We start from the raw sequence: 16771 nt of genomic DNA on the forward strand, positions 1-16771 counted from the left end.
GCCCCGTGGCATGGCTCTTGCAAGCGCGCCCCGGCGCGGCTAGGCAGTGGCCATGCGCATTATCCGTGACTTTCAATTCGTAGATCCAAAGGATCGTGGGGCCTCTGCCGCCATCGGCAATTTCGATGGTGTCCATCGCGGCCATCAATCGGTCATCGACCTGGCCCGCGACGCTGTGCCCGAGGCGCCGCTCGGGGTCCTGACCTTCGAACCTCACCCGCGGGAGTTCTTCGCCCCCGATGCCCCGCCGTTTCGCCTGATGTCGGCCGAAGCCCGGGCATCGCGGCTGGAAAAACTGGGGGTGGAGCGTCTCTACCAGTTGAATTTCAATGCCGCCCTCTCCGGTCTCACGCCCGAGGGCTTTGCCCGCAAGGTGATTGCCGACGGTCTAGGCCTGCGTCATGTCGTCGTCGGCTCGGATTTCTGTTTCGGCAAGGGTCGCGCCGGCTCTGCCGACGATCTCCAGCGTTTTGGCGACCAGATGGGGTTCGGCGTCACCGTGGCGCCGCTGATGGAATATTCCGAGGACACGGTCTCCTCCACCGCCATCCGCCGCGCGCTCAGCGACGGGCGGCCGCGCGATGCCGCCAATATGCTCGGCCATTGGCACCGGATCGAAGGCGAGGTCATTGGCGGCGAACAACGCGGCCGCGAATTGGGCTATCCCACGGCGAACATGTCGATCGACGGGCTGCATCAGCCCGCCTTTGGCGTCTATGCCGTGCTGGTCGATGTGCTGGATGGCCCCTATCGGGGCAGCTATCATGGCGCCGCCTCCGTCGGGGTGCGCCCGATGTTCGATGGCAGCCATCCCAATATTGAAACCTTCCTGTTCGATTTCACCGGCAACCTCTATGGCGCGACGCTGTCTGTGGGGCTGGTCGAATACCTGCGCCCGGAAATGACCTTCGACGGGCTGGAGGGGCTGCTGGCCCAGATGGACGCTGATTGCATCACGGCGCGCCAGCTGTTGGCGGCGCTATGAGCCAGGGCATTGACCGCAACGGGCTGAGCAAGCGCTTCTGGGAAAAGAAGCCGCTGACAAAGCTCAACAACCGCGAGTGGGAAGCGCTCTGCGATGGCTGTGGCAAATGCTGCCTGAACAAGCTGGAGGATGAAGACAGCGGCGAAGTAGCGCTGACCCGGGTTGCCTGCCGTCTGCTGGATGATGCCACCTGCCGCTGCGCCCACTACGAGAACCGCCATCAGTTTGTCCCCGAATGTATCGTGCTGAAGCCCGACAATCTGGACACCCACGCCTATTGGATGCCACAGACCTGCGCCTATCGCCTGCTCTGGGAAGGCAAGCCGCTGCCCGACTGGCACCCGCTGATCACCGGTGATCCCGCAAGCGTGCATGAGGCCGGTGTCTCGGTGCGGGGCTGGACCGTATCGGAATTCGACACTCCCGAAGAAGACTGGGAAGAGCATATAATCGAGGAGCCGCTCTAAATGCATTTCGCCTCTGACAACTCCGGTCCGGCCAATCCTGAAATTCTGGCAGCCCTTGCAACGGCCAACACTGGCTATGCCATGGGCTACGGTGCAGATGACGAGATGGCACAGGTCACCACCCGCATCCGCGAGATCTTTGACGCCCCGGACGCAGCGATCTACCTCGTCGCAACCGGCACGGCCGCCAATGTACTGGCCCTTTCGACCCTGTCGCAGCCCTGGCAGACGCTGTTCTGCACCCGACAGGCCCATATCAACGTCGATGAATGCAACGGGCCTGAGTTCTACACCGGCGGCGCCAAGCTGACGCTGGTGACCGATGCTGACAAGATGACCCCCGCCGATCTGCGCCAAGCCCTTGAGGGCGAGGAAAATCGCGGCGTCCACGGGCCGCAGCGCGGTCCCGTCTCGATCACGCAGGTGACGGAATTTGGCACGGTCTATTCGGTCGAAGAGCTGCGCGCGCTCTGCGAGGTTGCAAAATCCTACGGTCTGCCGGTGCATCTGGATGGTGCACGTTTCACCAATGCGCTGGTGACGCTGGGCTGCACCGCCGCCGAGATGACCTGGAAGGCAGGCGTGGATGCGGTGTCTTTTGGCGGCACCAAAAACGGCTGCATGGGGGTTGAGGCGGTGATCTTCTTTGACCCAGCCAAAGCGCAGGAGTTCGAATATCGCCGCAAACGCGGGGCGCATCTGTTCTCCAAGCATCGCTATCTGTCAACGCAGATGCTGGCCTATCTGACCGATGATCTCTGGCTGCATAACGCCCGCGCGGCAAATGCCAAGGCAGCGCGTCTGGCGGAAGGGTTGCGCAGCAAAGGCGCACAGTTCAGCCATGATCCGCAGGCCAACATGATCTTTGCCGCCCTGCCACGCGCCACCCACCAGCGGCTGTTCGACGCCGGCGCGGTCTATCACCTTTGGGACGGCGGCCTGGAAGGCGCAGCGGACGAAGAGGTCACCGCGCGGTTCGTCTGCGACTGGTCCATAGAAGACGACCAGATAGACGCGTTTCTCGCGCTACTCTGACACATATCGCGGTTGGGCCGCCACCTCCTAATGGGACGCCGGTTTGCCGCTCACCGGCGGCTCCCGGTCACATCGGCTCAGCGGTCATCGCAGGCCCGCCACCCGGAGCGCTGCCACCCCCGGCGCCAGCACCCATGAAGCTCTGGCGGCTCAGGAAATGCCGCGCCATAGCGTCGGCAAATCCTGTTTTGCGATAGCCGACACCAACCACCCGCGTTACCGGGTCGACGTCCGAAATCTCCCGCAGCACAATGCCCCTGTGAGCATCGCCATGGGACATTGGCATCAGCGCCATTCCCAAACCGGCAGCCACCAGATCCATCAGCTGGGCATCATGTATCGCGCTGGCCGCCACCCGCAGCCCCGTCCCGCCGCAATCCCGCGCCAGTTCAGCCAGATACCGGTCCGCGCTGGGGCAATAGGGGCGCGCAATCAGGGCCTCATCCGCAAGATCTGCCAGCGTCAGCTGCGGTTTTGCCACCAGAGGATGCCCGGAGGGCAGACCGAGACCATAACGCTCCTGCCAGAGCGGATGAAAACCGCAGCCCCGTGGCAGGCAGCTCTCAGCCGCAAAATGCAGATCCGCCTGCGTGGGATCCTCGGTGAACTGAAACTGCGCCTGTGGTTCCGCCCGCCGGATCCGGGCCAGCCCATCCTCAAATGCCGCCATCAAGACGTCGGGCGCGCAGAACACCCTTACCGTTTGCGCGACATGCCCCTTTAGCCGCGCCTCAAGCTGGCTCATCTGCGCCAGCACCCCACCTGCCTGCTGATAGAGTTCATGCCCGAGCGCGGTTGGCGTCAGACCATCCCGACCGCGCCGAAACACCGGGCCGCCATACCGTTGCTCAAGTCGGGCAATTGCCGCCGAGACCGAGGGCTGGCGCACCTCGCAGGCCCGTGCCGCAGCACTGAAGGTTCCCATTTCATAGGCAGCCCGGAAATATCGTAGCGGTGTCAGATCATCCATAGCTTCAAACTATAACATGGATAGCCTCCAGAGCAATTCCCTATAGTCGGTATCTTTGCCATCCTGTCGGCACCACTCAACAGGAGAGCATCATGTCCGCAACCACCCTCGCCCCCGCGCCCCAAGCCACAACCGCCCCCGAAATCGAGCAGTTGCTGCGCCTGTTCGAGGCAGGCGACCCCGCCCTGATGGGCTTTATCGCGCCGGATATCGATTTTCGCATCGACCATTACCGCGACAGCGATGGCGTCGACGTCAGCTGGCAACAGGCCACCGATATCGAGGGCTTTGGCGTGATCCTGTCCCGGCTTGGCCCCGAAGTTTTCCCCCAGGGAACAAAAATCGTGGATCTGACATCACAGGATCTGGGGGATGGCTGGTATAACACCCGGTTCCAGCAGCGCTATCACTACGCGGTGCGGGATCGTATGGTGGAAAGCGTGACCTTCATCCTGTCCCATCAGAAGGACGGCAAGATTGACTATTTCCGCGAAACCGTCACCACGGTGACCGATCTCTGAGGCCAACTCACGCGCCCTGACGTCGCAAGCTGAAAAACCCGAAGCCGCCTCTGGCGCGCTTCGGGTTCTTGCTACGGGAACGCCCCCTCGGGACCGTGCAGCATCGGCTAGGGCCTAGGCCTGCGCCAGCGCCACGTCCGGCCAGAAGCTTTGCAGCAGAGCCGCCGTCTCGGCCGGATGTGTGATCGGCAGCATATGTCCCGCCGCCTCGACCCTTCGGCAGGTCACCTCCGGCAGTCGTGCGGCAAGAGCGCGAATGACCTCATGCATGATGGGCTGGCTTTTGCCGCCATCAATCAGCAGACAGGGCATCGTCAGCAGCGCCAGCTTATCCGGTTCCAGCACGCCCAGCATATCGTCGTAGATCTGCGTATCGCAGGCCATCACCGCCGGAAAACTGCGGACCATGGCGCTGCGGGCGCTTTCGGGCAAATCTGGCCATTTCGGATGGCCTGCTCCCCAGGCCCGGTTGAACAGGCGAGTCGCCTGCTCCACATCACCGTTGAGATAGGTTTCGCGAACGGTCATGTGGTCCCGGCGCAGCGCCTCAAGCGCCTCGGGATCGGTCGTCGTCGCTGTCCCCAGCGAAAAAAACACAGGTTCGATCATCACCAGAGAGCGCACCAGGTCAGGCCGCATCTGCGCCATTGCCAGCGCCACCGTGGCACCAAAGGAATGGCCCAGCAGGTCAATCGGCCCGTCCTTGGCAAGGTTTTTCGACTCGATCAGGGCCAGACCGGCCTCGGCATTGCGCAGTTGCAAAAGCCCCTCACCGTCCCAATCGGGACTGCGCCCGTGCGACAGCATGTCGAAACTTGAGATCGTCACATGTTCTTCCAGAATGGTCGCCAGACCACGCCAGGCACCGGAATGGGCAAGGGAGCAATGGACTCCCAGAACCTGCCGATTGCCGCGACCAAAGGAATGGGTGACCACGGGCTGCGCCAGCCCGGCCGAGATTTCCGCCATCATGACTGCCCTTTTGCGGTCGCGATGCCACCGTCAACCAAGGTCCTTCTTCGCTGCTCCTCTGCGCAACTCCAGCAGGTTTCCCCTGCCCTGTCGTTTGCCACCATGGGCCTGTTCTCCCGCATTAAATCTAGGCGCGACGGTACGCCCATGCTAAGCGGGGTTCAACATCACGAATCTGTCACACTGCCATTGCTGCCTGGGGATAACAGCCAATGCCGACTTTGAACGAACCCAAGCTGATTGCTGGGAACGCCAATCTTCCGCTTGCCGAAACCATTACCCGCCGCATGTCGATGCACCGCGGCGTTGATCAGGGCCTCGTAGATGCCCGGGTCGAGCGGTTCAACGACGGCGAAATCTTCGTCGAGGTTTATGAGAACGTCCGCGGTGAGGACATGTTCATCATTCAGCCGACCTCGAACCCGGCCAATGACAACCTGATGGAGCTCTTGATCATCGCAGATGCCCTGCGCCGCTCCTCTGCCCAGCGTATCACCGCCGTGATCCCCTATTTCGGCTATGCCCGCCAGGACCGCCGCACCAAGGCCCGCACGCCGATCTCGGCCAAGCTGGTGGCGAATATGCTGACCGGTGCGGGCATCGAACGGGTTCTGACAATGGACCTGCACGCGGCCCAGATCCAGGGCTTCTTCGATATCCCCGTCGACAACCTCTATGCTTCGCCGATTTTTGCTCTGGATGTGAAAAACCAGTTCAAGGACAGCATGGACGAACTCATGGTCGTGTCACCGGACGTCGGCGGTGTGGCCCGCGCCCGTGAACTGGCAAAGCGCATCAACGCGCCTCTGTCGATCGTCGACAAACGCCGCGAGAAAGCGGGCGAGGTTGCCGAAATGACCGTGATTGGCGATGTCACCGACAAGATCTGCCTGATCATCGACGACATGTGCGACACAGCCGGCACCCTGTGCAAGGCGGCGCAGGTGCTGCTCGACAATGGGGCCAAGGAGGTCCACGCCTATATCACCCATGGTGTGATGAGCGGCCCGGCTGTTGAGCGCGTGACAAACTCGGTGATGAAATCGCTGGTGCTGACCGACACCATTCAGCCGACCGAAGCGGTCCTTGGCGCGCCGAATATTCGCATCCTGCCGACCGCGCCCTTGTTCACTCAGGCCATTCTCAATATCTGGCACGGCACCTCCGTGTCCTCTCTGTTCGAGGACAAGACGCTGGTTCCGATCTACGAGTCGCTGTCGCGCAACGGCTAAACAGCGCCGCCAATCGGCCAAGCTCTTTGACCCCACGCCCGGAACCCAGCGCGTGGGGTTTTTCGTCTTGCCGCTATCGACGGCACGCCGCCCAGCACGTTAGGCTTGGCGCGTGGCTTAAAGCGGGGAGGCAGGAGGATGCAGCACCATCAGGGCAGCTGCCTGTGCGGCGCCATCCGTATCAGCGCCTCCGGTGCGCCGCTCCGGGTTGGCATCTGCCATTGCAGCGACTGTCGCAAGCACCATGGCGCGTTGTTCTACGCGGCTGCGATTTTCCCGGCATCGGCTGTCACTGTTGATGGCAGGCCGCAGCATTACAGGGGGCGCCATTTCTGTGGTATCTGCGGCTCGTCGGTTTTTGCCCGAAGCGGCGATGAGATCGAGCTGCATCTGGGTGCGCTCGAAACCACGGACGGGCTGCTGCCAAGCTATGAAGGCTGGTGCCTGCGCCGCGAGAGCTGGCTGCCCGCGTTTCCGGGTCTGACCCGTTTTGACCGCGACAGAGACCCGAGTTAGGGCACGTCCCAGTCATCGGCAAAGGGCAGCGTACCGATCGCCAGCCAGGAGGCCCGGATCCGCGCGACGCGGCTGTCATTCCAGGTGCGAAACACCACGTCAAATCCTTGGTGGGTGATCTTCTCGGCGACCAGCTCCGCCCGGATGGCGGCCCCTGAATCGATGTCCACCAGCGAGCTGGAGAGATGCACCGCAGGCAGCTCGGCAAAGGGCTCGGAAAAGCGCACCTCGCGGCGACGTTCGCGCGGGCCGGTTCCGGTCCACATGCTGCCGCCATTCTCGAACTCCGAGAAGATCTCGATATCGCCCTGATCCACCCCAAGGCGGGGGCTCTGTACACGTTTCATACTGTTTCCGCCCCCTTGAACCCCTGCCCGATCTCTTCCCTGCCCGCTCTGCGCACCGCCCGACCTGCGCAAAGCCTGGTGCACAGGGCGCGGGCGAGTGCGCCGCCTGTCCTGCAACTCTGCCAAAAAACAAAACCGGCCCGCAAGGGGCCGGTTTATCGTGTTTTGCCATGGCTCTGACGGATCAGAGGCTCATGTGGGTGCCCAGGGCTTCCATGTCAGCGAGCAGCTTGGCCGCGTCTTCAACGAGACCATGCGGTTGATCGGTTTCCTGCACGGTCTTGTAGGTCGTGCGGGCCTCTTCAATCAGCTCGTCCAATTGCGCGCGCGTCAGCTGGTCCATGGGGATTGCCTTTTCAGCAAGGACAGACAGACCGTCAGCGCCGATTTCAGCAAAGCCACCGGTGACCAGATATTCCGATGTGCCTTGCGGGCCTTCAACCCGCAGGACACCCGGACGCAGCGTGGTGATGGTCGGCGCATGGTTGGCCATAGCCGTCATGTCGCCTTCCGCGCCGGGGATCATTACCGCGGTCACCGGGAGCGACGCCAGGCGGCGCTCCGGGCTCACGAGGTCGAATTGCATCGTATCAGCCATCAGGGCCCTCCTTAGGCCGCGTCAGCAGCCATTTTCTCGGCTTTAGCGATCACCTCGTCGATGCCGCCAACCATGTAGAAGGCACCTTCGGGCAGGTGGTCGTATTCGCCAGCCACAACGGCTTTGAACGACGCGATCGTGTCCTCAAGCGGAACCTGCTTGCCGTCTGCGCCGGTAAAGACCTTTGCAACGTCGAACGGCTGGGACAGGAAGCGCTGGATCTTACGCGCGCGGGTCACGGTCAGCTTGTCCTCTTCGGACAGTTCGTCCATGCCGAGGATCGCGATGATGTCCTGCAGCGACTTGTAGCGCTGAAGGATCTGCTGAACGTCGGAGGCCACAGCATAATGCTCTTCGCCCACGATGGACGGGTCCATCAGGCGCGATGTGGAGTCGAGCGGGTCAACAGCCGGGTAGATACCCAGTTCCGAGATCGAACGGTTGAGAACGGTGGTCGCGTCCAGGTGGGCAAAGGTGGTTGCCGGTGCCGGGTCGGTAAGGTCGTCCGCGGGAACATACACAGCCTGGATCGAGGTGATCGAGCCGTTCTTGGTGGAGGTAATGCGTTCCTGCATCGCACCCATGTCGGTGGCCAGCGTCGGCTGGTAGCCCACAGCCGAAGGAATACGGCCGAGCAGAGCCGAAACCTCGGAACCCGCCTGGGTGAAGCGGAAGATGTTGTCCACGAAGAACAGAACGTCGGTGCCCGACTGGTCACGGAACTGTTCCGCCAGGGTCAGACCGGTCAGAGCAACACGGGCACGCGCACCCGGAGGCTCGTTCATCTGGCCGTAAACCAGAGCCACCTGCGATTCTTCCAGGTTATCGGGCTTGATAACGTTGGATTCGATCATCTCGTGGTAGAGGTCGTTGCCTTCACGGGTCCGCTCACCAACACCGGCGAACACGGAGAAGCCCGAGTGCACTTTTGCGATGTTGTTGATCAGTTCCATGATCAGAACGGTTTTGCCAACGCCGGCGCCGCCGAACAGACCAATTTTACCACCCTTGGCGTAGGGGGCCAGCAGGTCAATCACCTTGATGCCGGTTACCAGCACTTCGGATTCGGTGGACTGGTCGCTGAACTCGGGTGCGGGCTGGTGGATCGAACGGGTCTCCGCTGCGTTCACCGGGCCCTGCTCGTCCACGGGCTCACCCACGACGTTCAGGATGCGGCCCAGGGTCGCGTTGCCGACGGGGATCGAGATCGGTGCGCCGGTGTCGGCAACAGCCTGACCGCGAACCAGACCTTCGGTCGCGTCCATCGCGATCGTACGGACGGTGTTTTCACCGAGGTGCTGGGCAACTTCCAGAACCAGGGTCTTACCATTGTTGTCGGTGGTCAGCGCGTTCAAGATCGCCGGCAGGTGGCCGTCGAATTGCACGTCCACAACGGCGCCGATGATCTGGGTCACCTTGCCTTTTGCATTTGCCATGTTTCGTCTCCGGTTTTCTTTTAGAGCGCCTCGGCGCCCGAAATAATTTCAATCAGCTCGTTGGTGATCACGGCCTGACGCGAGCGGTTGAACTCGATGGTCAGCTTGTCGATCATCTCGCCCGCGTTGCGGGTCGCGTTGTCCATCGCGCTCATCCGGGCACCCTGTTCGGAGGCCCCATTTTCCAGCAGCGCTGCAAAGATCTGCGTTGCGACGCCGCGCGGCAGCAGGTCGGCCAGAATGGCCTCTTCGCTGGGCTCGTAGTCATAAACCGCAGAACTGGTCGCAGCCGCGTCTTCCGTGGCATCGAACGACGCCGGGATCACCTGCTGGGCTGTCGGCACCTGGGTCACAACGTTCACGAACCGCGCATAAAAGAGCGTCGCAACGTCGAATTCCCCGGCATCAAAGCGGGCCAGAACGTCCTTGGCGATGTCCTGCGCATTGGCATAGCCAACACGTTTGACGTCGCTCAGATCCACGTGGCCGACAAAATATTCGCCAAGGTCGCGCTTCATCGCGTCCCGGCCTTTTTTGCCGACTGTCAGGATCTTGACAGTCTTACCCGCCGCCTTCAGCGCCTGGGCTTCCACCCGGGCCAGCTTGGCGATGTTGGAATTGAAGCCCCCGCAAAGCCCGCGTTCGGCGGTCAGCACGACCAGGAGATGAACCTGGTCGCTACCGGTGCCGGCAAGCAGTTTGGGTGCAGAATCGCTGCCACCGACAGATGCGGCGAGCCCGGCCATAACGGCATTGAACCGTTCGGCATAGGGACGTGCATCTTCGGCGGCCTCTTGGGCGCGGCGCAGTTTTGCGGCCGCGACCATCTGCATGGCCTTGGTGATCTTGCGGGTCGATTTGACCGACGCGATCCTGTTTTTAAGGTCTTTAAGGTTAGGCAACGCCTGATCCCCCCTTAAGCGAAGTCAGCTGCGAACGCGTCCAGAGCTGCTTTGATCTTGTCGGCTGCATCACCCTTGATCTTCGGGTCTTCGTTGGTGATCCAATCCAGCAGGTCCTGGTGCTTGCTGCGCAGATGCGCCAGCAGGCCAGCCTCGTAACGGCCGACTGCTTTCACGTCGACTTTGTCGAGGTAACCGTTGGTACCTGCAAAGATCACACAAACGATCTCGGCGTTGGTCAGCGGTGCGTACTGCGGCTGTTTCATCAGTTCGGTCAGGCGGGCACCACGGTTCAGCAGCTGCTGGGTCGCGGCGTCCAGATCGGAGCCGAACTGTGCAAAGGCTGCCATTTCGCGGTACTGAGCCAGTTCCAGCTTAACCGGACCAGCAACGGATTTCATTGCATTGGTCTGAGCCGAGGAGCCCACACGCGATACCGACAGACCGGTGTTCACAGCAGGACGGATGCCCTGGTAGAACAGTTCGGTTTCCAGGAAGATCTGACCGTCGGTGATCGAGATCACGTTGGTCGGAATAAACGCGGACACGTCGCCGCCCTGGGTTTCGATCACGGGCAGCGCGGTCAGCGAGCCGGCACCGAATTCTTCGTTCAGCTTCGCGGAACGCTCCAGCAGGCGGGAGTGCAGGTAGAAAACGTCACCAGGATAGGCTTCACGGCCCGGCGGACGACGCAGCAGCAGCGACATCTGGCGATAGGCCACGGCCTGCTTGGAGAGGTCATCATAAACGATCAGCGCGTGCTTGCCGCTGTCGCGGAAGTATTCGGCCATCGCGGTCGCGGCGTAAGGCGCCAGGAACTGCATCGGAGCCGGTTCGGACGCGGTTGCGGCAACCACGATCGAGTATTCCATCGCACCGGTTTCTTCCAGCTTCTTCACCAGCTGGGCCACGGTCGAGCGCTTCTGGCCGATCGCGACGTAAACACAGTACAGTTTCTTGGATTCATCATCACCAGCGGCGTCGTTGTAGACTTTCTGGTTCAGGATGGCGTCCAGCGCAACGGCGGTTTTACCGGTCTGACGGTCACCAATGATCAGCTCTCGCTGGCCACGGCCAATCGGGATCATCGCGTCAACCGATTTCAGGCCGGTTGCCATCGGCTCGTGAACCGATTTACGCGGGATGATGCCCGGTGCCTTCACGTCGGCAACCTTGCGCTCGGATGCGTTGATCGGACCCTTGCCGTCCAGCGGGTTGCCCAGACCGTCGACTACGCGGCCGAGGAGCTCGGGGCCAGCGGGAACGTCCACGATGGAGTTGGTCCGCTTGACCGTGTCACCTTCTTTGATGTCACGGTCGGAGCCGAAGATAACGATACCGACGTTGTCGGATTCGAGGTTCAGCGCCATGCCCATGATGCCGCCGGGGAATTCGACCATCTCGCCGGCCTGGACATTGTCGAGACCGTAGACGCGGGCAATACCGTCACCAACGGACAGCACGCGGCCAATTTCTGCCACCTCGGCTTCTTGACCAAAATTCTTGATCTGGTCTTTCAGGATCGCAGAAATTTCTGCTGCTTGGATACCCATTTATCCGACCTCTTTCATTGCGTTCTGTAGGGAGTTGAGCTTGGAGCGGATCGAACTGTCGATCATCTTCGAGCCCACTTTAACGACAAGACCGCCAATGATGCTTTCATCGACGGTTGCATTGATCACGACCTTTTTCCCGGTGCGTTCGGCCAGTGTCTTGGCCAGCTTTTCGCTCTGGGTCTTGGTCAGCGCCTTTGCCGATGTGACATCGGCGGTAATCTCACCACGGGTTTCGGCCAGGCGTGCGCGCAGAGCCTCGAGCAGCGCAGGCACCACAAACAGGCGGCGCTTTTCGGCCATCAGCGACAGCGCATTCGCCAGAACCGGGGCCAGGCCCATTTTCTTGGCAATTGCGGTGATCGCAGCCCCCTGCTCCTGACGCGACACCAGGGGTGACGTGATCAGGTCGCGGAGATCTTCACTATCCGCCAGAGCGGCAGACAGGTCATTGATGCTGGTTTCAAGGCTATCAAGCGCCTTGCTCTCTTCGGCGATCTCAAAGATCGCGGTGGCATAGCGCGCGGCAATGCCTGCGGAGATCGAAGCTGGTTCGGACACGTCCACCCTTCCGATATTGGCCCCGGTTGGCTGACCCTTGCAGGTGGCGTCCGGGGGCGTGAGGTCTCCCCACAATCTGGTGGGGCGTCAAAATCAGCGTGGATGTAGCAGAGCGTTGGCAACCTATCAACTGCCTTGGACAGCGAGGTAAAAAAGGAAGTTTCAAGCGTTTTCAAGTGATTAGGCAATAACACTCGATGAAACGACAGAACATGCGTCAAAAAAACCGACTTTAGGCGTCAATTTTGCGATTCCAAATCAGCAAAAATCACGCCCTGAGGACAAAAAAACCTCCAAACCGTCGAAAACGAGCACTGAAAGCGCGATTTTGAACCATATGCGGGGAATCAAGCACCAGAGCACCCGAAGCCGCCTTCCGCAAGGTCATCCTGCGCCACCTGCCAAAGATTAAGAACCGCCTATTTCATAGCCTCTCATCGCGCCCCATTTTGCGCCACCTGTCCAGCCCGCAGACGTCGCGACGCGGCGTCGTTTGCAGGCGACCTGCCGTCACCCTGTGCATATGCCGCAAACCACATCGACGACCGCCCGGACACATCCGCCCGCCCCTGAAATCGCCCCCGTCACGCCGGTTCGGGCATCGGATTGGACAACCCTTCCAGCACCCGGATCGGGTTGGGACGGCGCAGGCGGGTCATCTCGCCGCGCTGGACATGCACCTGCTTGCTGACCTCCACCAGAAACGCACCGCCCCCCAGCATCGCCGGAAGACGATCCCCCATCCGCTCAAACAAAGGCCCGGACTTCAGCCAGAAGCGGCGCTGACTGGGCGGCAGATAAAGCGCGGCTGAGTGCCGCTCGACGGTGAACTGATGCAGGCGCAGCTGATTTTCCACCTGGCTCAGCGTATAGGGGCGGCCAAAGCCAAACGGGGTCACATCCGAGCGCGCCCAGAGACCGGCACGGTTGGGCACCACAAAGACGGCGCGCCCCCCAGGTCCCAGCACCCGCCAGCATTCCTCCAGCAGATGCGACGGCCGGTCCGAGGTCTCCAGCCCGTGCAGCAGCACCAGCCGATCCACATGCCCGGTTTCAATCGGCCAGGAGGTCTCTTCGCAGAGCACCGAAACATTGGGCAGCCCGGCCGGCCATTGCATCACCCCCTGCGGCCCGGGCATCAGCGCAATCACCCGCCGCGCCTCTGCCAGATAGGGGCGCAGCAGCGGTGCCGCAAACCCAAACCCCGCGACCGTAAGCCCGGCCGCCTCGGGCCATAATTCCAGCAGCCGACCGCGGATCGACGCCTGCGCCGCCCGCCCCAAGGTGCTGCGATAGTAGAAATTCCTCAGATCCTGAACATCAACATGCATTGCGGGCGTCCGTTGCTTGGGCCAATCTGAGGCCAGTCGCCGTCAGTTTACCCATCGAGAAGCGAATGACCATGCCCATTGAAATCGTCACCCTGCCCTGCCTGTCCGACAACTATGCCTTTTTGCTGCACAATGCCGCCACCGGTCAGACCGCGCTGGTTGATGCGCCGGAAGCGGAGGCCATCAAGTCGGAGCTAGACAGGCGCGGCTGGGGGCTGGATCAGATCCTGCTGACTCACCACCACTGGGATCATATCGACGGGGTCGCCGACCTGCGTGCATCCTATGACTGCCAGATCGTCGGCGCGCGCGCCGATGCCCATCGCCTGCCGGATCTAGATCTGGCGGTGGCCGAGGGAGAGACCTTCAGCTGCCTCGGCGAGGAGGTCCATGTGCTGGATGTCTCTGGCCATACCCTCGGCCATATTGCCTTTCACCTCCCGGCGTCCTCAGCGGTTTTCACAGCCGACAGCCTGATGGCGCTGGGATGTGGCCGCCTGTTTGAGGGGACTGCCGACCAGATGTGGCAGAGCCTGCAGAAACTCGCCGCCCTGCCCCGCGACACCACGGTCTATTCCGGCCATGAATACACCCAGTCCAATGCCCGCTTCGCGCTCACCATCGACCCGGACAACCCGGCTCTGCTACAGCGCTGCGCGGCGATTGATGCGGACCGTGCAGAAGGGCGGCCAACAGTCCCGTCACGCCTGCAGGAGGAGCTGGACACCAACCCGTTCCTGCGGGCCCATCTCGACAGCGTCAAGGATGCCCTTGGCATGGGAGGGGCGCCGGCGACCAAGGTCTTTGCTGAAATCCGGGCGCGAAAGGACAAGTTTTAACCGCCCCGGCTGCCGTTTCACGGCACAGTCACGAGAAATGTGACAAGAAATTGCAAGAAAGAACTTGAAGCCGGGCACGTATCAACCAAACTCTAATACTATCAGGACATGGTTGGACTGTGGAAGGCTAGGCATCCGTCCCACAGCCTCAACGCCAACCCAAGACCAAGAGGAGCACGCCCGTGCCTTCATTCTCGAGCACTTTGGAACAGGCCATTCACGCCGCGCTTGCGCTGGCAAACGAACGGCGTCACGAATTCGCAACCCTGGAGCATCTGCTTCTGGCCCTGCTGGATGAGCCGGACGCGGCCCGCGTCATGCGCGCCTGCAGTGTCGACCTCACCGAATTGCGTGCAACCCTTGTCGAATTTGTCGATGAGGATCTCGCCAATCTGGTCACCGACATCGACGGCTCCGAAGCGGTACCGACCGCTGCCTTCCAGCGCGTGATCCAGCGCGCCGCCATCCATGTTCAAAGCTCCGGCCGGACCGAGGTGACGGGCGCCAATGTGCTGGTCGCCATCTTCGCCGAGCGCGAGAGCGACGCGGCCTACTTCCTGCAGGATCAGGACATGACCCGCTATGACGCGGTGAATTTCATCGCCCATGGCGTGGCCAAGGATCCGGCCTTTGGTGAGTCCCGGCCCGTCACCGGCTCCCCCGAAGTCGAGGAAGAGCCCCAGCCCACCACCGAGGGCGACAAGAAAGAGAGCGCGCTGGCGAAATACTGCGTCGATCTCAATGAAAAATCGCGCGAGGGCGACATTGACCCGCTGATCGGGCGCAGCCACGAGGTTGAGCGCTGCATCCAGGTTCTGTGCCGCCGCCGCAAGAACAACCCGCTTCTGGTTGGCGATCCCGGCGTTGGCAAGACCGCCATCGCCGAAGGCCTGGCGCGCAAGATTGTCGCCGGTGAAACGCCCGAGGTTCTGTCGGAAACCACCATCTACTCGCTGGATATGGGCGCGCTGCTGGCGGGCACCCGCTACCGCGGCGATTTCGAGGAACGTCTGAAAGCCGTCGTTACCGAGCTGGAAGATCACCCCGATGCAGTTCTGTTCATTGACGAAATCCACACGGTGATCGGCGCAGGCGCCACCTCCGGCGGGGCCATGGACGCGTCCAACCTGCTGAAGCCCGCGCTTCAGGGCGGCAAGCTGCGCACCATGGGCTCCACCACCTACAAGGAGTTCCGCCAGCATTTCGAGAAGGACCGCGCGCTGTCCCGCCGGTTCCAGAAAATTGATGTGAATGAACCGTCGGTCGAGGATTCCATCGAGATCCTGAAAGGGCTGAAACCCTATTTCGAGGACCATCACGGCATCCGCTTTACCAGCGATGCGATCAAATCTGCGGTGGAGCTCTCCGCCCGCTACATCAATGATCGCAAACTGCCGGACAAGGCGATTGACGTCATCGACGAGGCCGGTGCCGCACAGCATCTGGTGGTCGAAAGCAAACGCCGCAAGACCATCGGTGTGAAGGAGATCGAAGCGGTTGTCGCCAAGATCGCCCGCATCCCGCCCAAAAACGTCTCCAAGGACGACGCCGAGGTGCTGAAGGATCTGGAGCGCTCGCTGAAACGGGTGGTCTTTGGTCAGGACAACGCGATCGAGGCGCTGTCCAGCGCCATCAAACTGGCCCGTGCCGGTCTGCGCGAACCGGAAAAACCCATCGGCAACTATCTCTTTGCAGGCCCCACCGGCGTCGGCAAGACAGAGGTCGCCAAACAGCTCGCCGATACGCTGGGTGTGGAGCTTCTGCGGTTTGACATGTCCGAATACATGGAGAAACACGCGGTTTCCCGCCTGATCGGTGCGCCTCCGGGCTATGTCGGTTTTGATCAGGGCGGGCTGTTGACCGATGGTGTTGACCAGCATCCCCACTGCGTGCTGCTACTGGATGAAATCGAGAAGGCGCACCCGGATGTGTTCAACATCCTGTTGCAGGTCATGGATAATGGCCAGCTGACCGATCACAACGGCCGTACCGTGAACTTCCGCAATGTCGTGCTGATCATGACCTCGAATGCCGGCGCATCCGAGCAGGCAAAGGCCGCCATCGGCTTTGGTCGTGACCGCCGCGAAGGCGAGGATACAGCCGCCATCGAACGCACGTTCACCCCGGAGTTCCGCAACCGTCTGGACGCGGTGATCTCCTTTGCACCGCTGCCCAAGGACGTCATCCTGCAGGTGGTCGAGAAATTTGTCCTGCAACTGGAAGCCCAGCTGATGGACCGCAATGTCTCGATCGAACTCACCCGCAAGGCGGCAGAATGGCTGGCTGACAAAGGCTACGACGACCGCATGGGCGCGCGTCCTCTGGGCCGTGTCATTCAGGAGCACATCAAGAAACCGCTGGCGGAAGAGCTGCTGTTTGGCAAACTCTCCAAGGGGGGCCTGGTCAAGGTCGGCATCAAGGATGGCAAACTGGATCTCAGGATCGAAGGCCCGGCCAAGCCTCGCATCTCGGGGGACAGGCCGCCGCTGCTTACGGCCGAGTAACA

At 61.6% G+C, this 16771-nt stretch carries 17 protein-coding genes; 8 read left to right on the forward strand and 9 right to left on the reverse strand.

Features of this window, described 5'->3' with window-relative positions:
* Nucleotides 1–52 precede the first annotated feature (52 nt).
* The 3 genes from VWY75_RS13145 to VWY75_RS13155 are packed head-to-tail and all read left to right on the forward strand — an operon-like array spanning nt 53 to nt 2487.
* The gene (locus VWY75_RS13145) at nt 53–985 is read left to right on the forward strand and encodes a bifunctional riboflavin kinase/FAD synthetase (protein WP_340546243.1); all 933 of its coding nucleotides are present in this window, start codon (nt 53–55) and stop codon (nt 983–985) included.
* Entirely contained in the window at nt 982–1452 is a 471-nt protein-coding gene (locus tag VWY75_RS13150; RefSeq protein WP_416539141.1) for a YcgN family cysteine cluster protein, read from the forward strand. The genes VWY75_RS13145 and VWY75_RS13150 overlap by 4 nt, the downstream gene beginning before the upstream one ends.
* Nucleotides 1453–2487 (forward strand): threonine aldolase family protein, encoded by a 1035-nt coding sequence (locus VWY75_RS13155; RefSeq protein ID WP_416539142.1) that lies wholly within the window; start codon nt 1453–1455, stop codon nt 2485–2487.
* A 67-nt stretch (nt 2488–2554) separates the two neighbouring features.
* On the opposite strand, the gene VWY75_RS13160 is transcribed toward VWY75_RS13155, so the two are convergent.
* Nucleotides 2555–3457, reverse strand: coding sequence for a LysR family transcriptional regulator (locus VWY75_RS13160; protein WP_416539143.1), 903 nt, complete (start codon nt 3455–3457; stop codon nt 2555–2557).
* Between the two features lie 92 nt (nt 3458–3549).
* On the opposite strand from VWY75_RS13160, the gene VWY75_RS13165 reads away from it, so the two are divergent.
* On the forward strand, nt 3550–3978 hold the full coding sequence (locus VWY75_RS13165) for a hypothetical protein (protein ID WP_340546247.1): 429 nt from the start codon (nt 3550–3552) through the stop codon (nt 3976–3978).
* Between the two features lie 114 nt (nt 3979–4092).
* Here the strand turns inward: VWY75_RS13165 and VWY75_RS13170 are convergent, their stop codons facing one another.
* Entirely contained in the window at nt 4093–4947 is an 855-nt protein-coding gene (locus tag VWY75_RS13170) for an alpha/beta fold hydrolase (RefSeq protein WP_416539176.1), read from the reverse strand.
* Nucleotides 4948–5162: 215 nt separating this feature from the next.
* Here VWY75_RS13170 and VWY75_RS13175 point away from each other — a divergent pair, with 215 nt between their 5' ends.
* Entirely contained in the window at nt 5163–6182 is a 1020-nt protein-coding gene (locus VWY75_RS13175; RefSeq protein WP_340546248.1) for a ribose-phosphate pyrophosphokinase, read from the forward strand.
* Between the two features lie 138 nt (nt 6183–6320).
* Nucleotides 6321–6698 carry a GFA family protein gene (locus tag VWY75_RS13180; RefSeq protein WP_340546249.1) on the forward strand — a complete coding sequence of 126 codons (378 nt, stop codon included), beginning with the start codon at nt 6321–6323 and terminating at the stop codon, nt 6696–6698.
* Here the strand turns inward: VWY75_RS13180 and VWY75_RS13185 are convergent.
* From VWY75_RS13185 to VWY75_RS13215, 7 genes are all read right to left on the reverse strand, one after another.
* Complete coding sequence (locus VWY75_RS13185; RefSeq protein ID WP_340546250.1) at nt 6695–7045, reverse strand: H-type lectin domain-containing protein; 351 nt, start codon at nt 7043–7045, stop codon at nt 6695–6697. The genes VWY75_RS13180 and VWY75_RS13185 overlap by 4 nt on opposite strands.
* Nucleotides 7046–7229: 184 nt before the next feature.
* Complete coding sequence (locus VWY75_RS13190) at nt 7230–7643, reverse strand: F0F1 ATP synthase subunit epsilon (protein WP_340546251.1); 414 nt, start codon at nt 7641–7643, stop codon at nt 7230–7232.
* Nucleotides 7644–7654: 11 nt separating this feature from the next.
* The gene (gene atpD, locus VWY75_RS13195) at nt 7655–9079 is read right to left on the reverse strand and encodes a F0F1 ATP synthase subunit beta (RefSeq protein ID WP_340546252.1); all 1425 of its coding nucleotides are present in this window, start codon (nt 9077–9079) and stop codon (nt 7655–7657) included.
* A 20-nt stretch (nt 9080–9099) separates the two neighbouring features.
* Complete coding sequence (locus VWY75_RS13200) at nt 9100–9981, reverse strand: F0F1 ATP synthase subunit gamma (protein ID WP_340546253.1); 882 nt, start codon at nt 9979–9981, stop codon at nt 9100–9102.
* Between the two features lie 14 nt (nt 9982–9995).
* Nucleotides 9996–11534, reverse strand: coding sequence for a F0F1 ATP synthase subunit alpha (gene atpA, locus VWY75_RS13205; RefSeq protein ID WP_340546254.1), 1539 nt, complete (start codon nt 11532–11534; stop codon nt 9996–9998).
* The gene (locus VWY75_RS13210; protein ID WP_340546255.1) at nt 11535–12095 is read right to left on the reverse strand and encodes a F0F1 ATP synthase subunit delta; all 561 of its coding nucleotides are present in this window, start codon (nt 12093–12095) and stop codon (nt 11535–11537) included.
* Between the two features lie 584 nt (nt 12096–12679).
* Nucleotides 12680–13426 carry a class I SAM-dependent methyltransferase gene (locus VWY75_RS13215; protein ID WP_340546256.1) on the reverse strand — a complete coding sequence of 249 codons (747 nt, stop codon included), beginning with the start codon at nt 13424–13426 and terminating at the stop codon, nt 12680–12682.
* A gap of 65 nt (nt 13427–13491) precedes the next feature.
* On the opposite strand from VWY75_RS13215, the gene gloB reads away from it, so the two are divergent.
* Both gloB and clpA read left to right on the forward strand, forming a co-directional pair.
* A complete protein-coding gene (gene gloB / locus VWY75_RS13220) occupies nt 13492–14265 on the forward strand; it encodes a hydroxyacylglutathione hydrolase (protein WP_416539144.1) in 774 nt (257 codons plus the stop codon).
* 182 nt (nt 14266–14447) lie between these two features.
* A complete protein-coding gene (clpA, locus tag VWY75_RS13225; protein ID WP_340546258.1) occupies nt 14448–16769 on the forward strand; it encodes an ATP-dependent Clp protease ATP-binding subunit ClpA in 2322 nt (773 codons plus the stop codon).
* Nucleotides 16770–16771 lie beyond the last annotated feature (2 nt).

The organism is Phaeobacter sp. JH20_08 (assembly GCF_048056635.1).
GTDB classification, from domain to species: domain Bacteria; phylum Pseudomonadota; class Alphaproteobacteria; order Rhodobacterales; family Rhodobacteraceae; genus Phaeobacter; species Phaeobacter bryozoorum.